The 4533-nt window shown below is 70.5% G+C and carries 4 protein-coding genes; 1 reads left to right on the forward strand and 3 read right to left on the reverse strand.

Features of this window, described 5'->3' with window-relative positions; translation table 11 throughout:
* Positions 1-1381: PTS transporter subunit EIIC (locus ACSNOK_RS30990; RefSeq protein ID WP_436784124.1), on the forward strand; the 1381-nt coding region annotated here is incomplete at its 5' end.
* A 76-nt stretch (positions 1382-1457) separates the two neighbouring features.
* On the opposite strand, the gene groL is transcribed toward ACSNOK_RS30990, so the two are convergent.
* The 3 genes from groL to ACSNOK_RS31005 all read right to left on the reverse strand — a co-directional run bounded on the left by groL (position 1458) and on the right by ACSNOK_RS31005 (position 4470).
* Complete coding sequence (gene groL, locus ACSNOK_RS30995) at positions 1458-3080, reverse strand: chaperonin GroEL (protein WP_004954155.1); 1623 nt, start codon at positions 3078-3080, stop codon at positions 1458-1460.
* 449 nt (positions 3081-3529) lie between these two features.
* Positions 3530-3733 carry a cold-shock protein gene (locus tag ACSNOK_RS31000; RefSeq protein WP_004986573.1) on the reverse strand — a complete coding sequence of 68 codons (204 nt, stop codon included), beginning with the start codon at positions 3731-3733 and terminating at the stop codon, positions 3530-3532.
* A gap of 461 nt (positions 3734-4194) precedes the next feature.
* On the reverse strand, positions 4195-4470 hold the full coding sequence (locus tag ACSNOK_RS31005) for a MoaD/ThiS family protein (RefSeq protein WP_436784125.1): 276 nt from the start codon (positions 4468-4470) through the stop codon (positions 4195-4197).
* Between the last annotated feature and the right edge of the window lie 63 nt (positions 4471-4533).

A 4533-nucleotide genomic window follows, 5' to 3' on the forward strand; every position in this document is an offset into this window, starting at 1 on the left:
CCTCGCCACCACCCTCCTCCCCCTCCTCGGAGGCCCAGCCAACATCCACTCCCTCACCCACTGCATGACCCGCCTCCGCGCGGACGTGGCCGACCCCGACCTGGTCCGCACAGCGGACCTCCGCACCACCCCCGGCGTCCTCGGCGTGGTCACGGACGGCACGGCCGTCCAGATCGTCCTGGGCCCTGGAACGGCCGCCCGGGTAGCGGCCGCTATGGAGGCGGGGGCGAAGGCGGGGCCGGAAGCGACGGCCGACACGGCCACCCGCGGCGCCGCTCTCCGCGCCGAGCGCCGGGACCGCGACGCCACCCCGGCCAAGCGGGTCCTCCGCCGCGTCGCCCAGGTCTTCGTCCCCCTCATCCCCGCCCTCATCGGCTGCGGGATCGTCGCCGGGCTCGCCGGGCTGCTCGCCAACCTCCACTGGGCGCCCGCTCTCGTGCCGGCCCTGAACGCCGTCGCGTCCGGCTTCATGGCGCTGATCGGCGTGTTCGTCGGGTACCGGACGGCGCGGGAGTTCGGCGGGACGCCGGTGCTCGGCGGGGCCGTGGCGGCCGTCGCGGTGTGGCCGGGGGTGACCCAAGTGGACGCGTTCGGACGCGCGTTGACGCCCGGGCAGGGCGGGGTGCTGGGCGCGCTCGCCGCGGCGCTGCTGGCCGTGGCCGTGGAACGGGCGTGCCGCCGCGTCGTGCCGGCGGCCCTGGACGTCCTCGTCACCCCGACGCTCACCGTACTGCTGCCCGGCCTGATCACGCTGTACGGGCTGATGTGGGCGGCGGGCGAGGTGTCGGAAGCCGTCGGGCACTTCGCGGACCGGCTGCTCGCGCGGGGAGGCGCCGTGGCCGGGTTCGTGCTCGGCGGGCTGTTCCTGCCGCTGGTGATGCTGGGGCTGCACCAGGCGCTGATCCCGGTGCACGCCACGCTGATCGCCGAGCGGGGCAGTACGGTCCTGCTGCCGATCCTCGCCATGGCGGGTGCGGGCCAGGTGGGGGCGGCGGTCGCCGTCTACCTGCGGCTGCCGGGTGACGTCTCGGTGCGGCGGACGGTGCGTTCGGCCCTGCCGGCCGGGCTGCTGGGCGTCGGCGAGCCGTTGGTCTACGGGGTCTCGCTGCCGTTGGGGCGGCCGTTCGCGACGGCCTGTGTGGGGGGCGCCTTCGGCGGCGGGTTCGTGGGGTTCATGGCGCAGGACGGGGGCGGCACGGTGGGCGCGACGGCGATCGGGCCGTCCGGCTGGGCGCTGTTTCCGCTGCTCAGAGGGGATCAGGGGCCGGTCGAGGCGGTGGTGGTGTACGCGGCGGGGCTGTTGGTCGGGTACGCGGCCGGCTTCCTGGCCACGTACTTCTTCGGCTTCCCCCGGAAACGCCCGAGGGCGGCATCCCCGTGATGGGGATCCCGCCCTCGGTCTGCCTCAGGCCCTCTCGGGCCCGCTCAGGCGCTCAGGACTGGCGAGCCGGGTCGGCTCAGAAGTCCATCTCGCCACCGGGCATGCCGCCCGGAGCGGCCGCGGCGGCCTTCTCCGGCTTGTCGGCGATGACGGCCTCGGTGGTGAGGAAGAGCGCCGCGATGGAGGCGGCGTTCTGCAGGGCGGAGCGGGTGACCTTCGCCGGGTCGATGATGCCCTCGGCGATCATGTCGACGTACTCGCCCGTGGCGGCGTTGAGGCCGTGGCCGACGGTCAGGTTGCGGACCTTCTCCACGACGACGCCACCCTCGAGACCACCGTTGACGGCGATCTGCTTGAGCGGGGCCTCCAGGGCCAGCTTGACGGCGTTGGCACCGGTGGCCTCGTCGCCCTCGAGCTCCAGCTTCTCGAACACCTGGGAGGCCTGGAGCAGGGCCACGCCACCACCGGCGACGATGCCCTCCTCGACGGCCGCCTTCGCGTTGCGAACGGCGTCCTCGATGCGGTGCTTGCGCTCCTTGAGCTCGACCTCGGTCGCGGCACCGGCCTTGATGACGGCCACGCCGCCGGCCAGCTTCGCGAGGCGCTCCTGGAGCTTCTCGCGGTCGTAGTCCGAGTCGCTGTTCTCGATCTCGGCGCGGATCTGGTTGACGCGGCCCTGGACCTGGTCGCTGTCACCGGCACCGTCGACGATGGTCGTCTCGTCCTTGGTGATGACGACCTTGCGGGCGCGGCCGAGCAGGTCGAGACCGGCGTTCTCCAGCTTGAGGCCGACCTCCTCGGAGATGACCGTGCCACCGGTGAGGATGGCGATGTCGCCGAGCATGGCCTTGCGGCGGTCGCCGAAGCCCGGGGCCTTGACGGCGACGGACTTGAAGGTGCCGCGGATCTTGTTGACGACCAGGGTCGACAGGGCCTCGCCCTCGACGTCCTCGGCGATGATCAGCAGCGGCTTGCCGGACTGCATGACCTTCTCGAGGAGCGGCAGCAGGTCCTTGACCGAGCTGATCTTCGAGTTGACGATCAGGATGTACGGGTCGTCGAGGGACGCCTCCATACGCTCCATGTCGGTGGCGAAGTACGCCGAGATGTAGCCCTTGTCGAAGCGCATACCCTCGGTGAGCTCCAGCTCCAGACCGAAGGTCTGGGACTCCTCGACGGTGATGACGCCTTCCTTGCCGACCTTGTCCATCGCCTCGGCGATGAGCTCGCCGATCTGCGTGTCGGCGGCGGAGATGGAGGCGGTGGAGGCGATCTGCTCCTTCGTCTCCACGTCCTTCGCCTGCTCCAGGAGGGCGGCGGAGACGGCCTCGACGGCCTTCTCGATACCGCGCTTCAGGGCCATGGGGTTGGCGCCGGCGGCCACGTTGCGCAGACCCTCGCGGACCAGCGCCTGGGCGAGGACGGTCGCGGTCGTCGTGCCGTCACCGGCGACGTCGTCCGTCTTCTTCGCGACCTCCTTGACCAGCTCGGCGCCGATCTTCTCGTACGGGTCCTCCAGCTCGATCTCCTTGGCGATGGAGACACCATCGTTGGTGATCGTGGGGGCGCCCCACTTCTTCTCAAGGACGACGTTGCGGCCCTTGGGGCCGAGGGTGACCTTGACGGCGTCGGCGAGCTGGTTCATACCGCGCTCAAGGCCGCGCCGCGCCTCCTCGTCGAACGCGATGATCTTGGCCATGTGAAGTGGTCCTCCCGGACTGGGGGTGGATTGCTCCGGACCGCACAGGCGCCCGCGACGGACGGCCCGCGTGCTCGGCGGTTCCTTGCCCCGCCGGACTCGCGGACCTCACCGACGGTCCAAGTCTGTCACTCTCACTCGGAGAGTGCTAAGCCAATGATTAGCACTCGGCACCTCCGAGTGCAAGCGTCCCTCCGAAGACCGGGGTCATCCCGGAGGCTTCTCAGGGGTGCCTCAGGGACACCCTCCGGGACGCGATCCGGAACGGTGTCCGGGACGCCCCGGAGACCCTGCCCAGCCGGGCCCCGGCACACACACTCCCCCGCCCGCCGGCTTCTCCCCGCACGACGGGCCCGTACGACGGCCCCGTACAACGGCACGAAGGGGCCCGCGCCTCCCGGCGCGGGCCCCTTCGGCAGACTGAGCGATCGGTGGTCGATGCGCCGCGGTCAGGCGGTCACCCTCACCATGTCGGCCTGAGGTCCCTTCTGGCCCTGCGAGATCTCGAACTCGACCCGCTGCCCCTCTTCCAGGGTGCGGTAGCCGTCCATCTGAATCGCGCTGTAGTGGACGAAAACATCCGCACCACCGTCGACCGCGATGAAGCCGTACCCCTTCTCCGCGTTGAACCACTTGACGGTGCCCTGAGCCATGCCTAACTCCCCTATTACTGGCCCTTGCACAGGACCGCACTTCGCGGACCCGGGTCAGACCTCACCCCTTGTGACACCGAGGGGTGTGCGCCGGAACGCGTCGACCGCGGCTGAATGTATCTGCACGGATGCCGTCTGCAACAGGTCAGACGGACGAGAAATACCGGCACCGCCGAGCAGCGATAACCGGCCAACTGGGGATGTTCCGGGGCAAGTCGGGCCGGACATACACCGGCCAACCCGACAATTCGCGCGCGTAATTCCCGCGCAACTTGACGGGTTCTCATATGCGTTCGGCTCTGACACCAGAGAGGGAACGTCCCAACTGTATCGCGCTTCAACAGACGGAATCGCCCCGTCCGGTTAACGGCCGGGGCGGTTCTCGGTTCGGGGGCGGCCGGCGCGGGGCGGCGGGGCCGGGAGTACGGGGGTGACGCGTGCGGCTCGCGTGTCGCGCGCGGTCAGCCTCCCGCCACCGCCGGAATGATCGACACGCCCGCGCCGTCCGGGGTGACCGCGGCCAGCCCGCCCTCGAAGCGGACGTCGTCGTCGTTGACGTACACGTTGACGAAGCGGCGCAGTTTGCCGGCGTCGTCGAGGAGCCGGGCGGCGATGCCCGGGTGGTTCTTCTCCAGGTCGTCGATCACCTCGGAGAGCGTCGTCCCCTGAGCGGGGACCTCGGCTCGGCCGTCGGTGTAGGTGCGGAGGATGGTGGGGATGCGGACGGTGACGCTCATGGCTTCGCCTTTCCGGTCGATTCGTTGGTTGGTGGGGTGGGTGAGGCCTGTCTCTTATACACA

The organism is Streptomyces sp. URMC 126 (assembly GCF_051386555.1).
Taxonomy (GTDB): Bacteria; Actinomycetota; Actinomycetes; order Streptomycetales; family Streptomycetaceae; genus Streptomyces.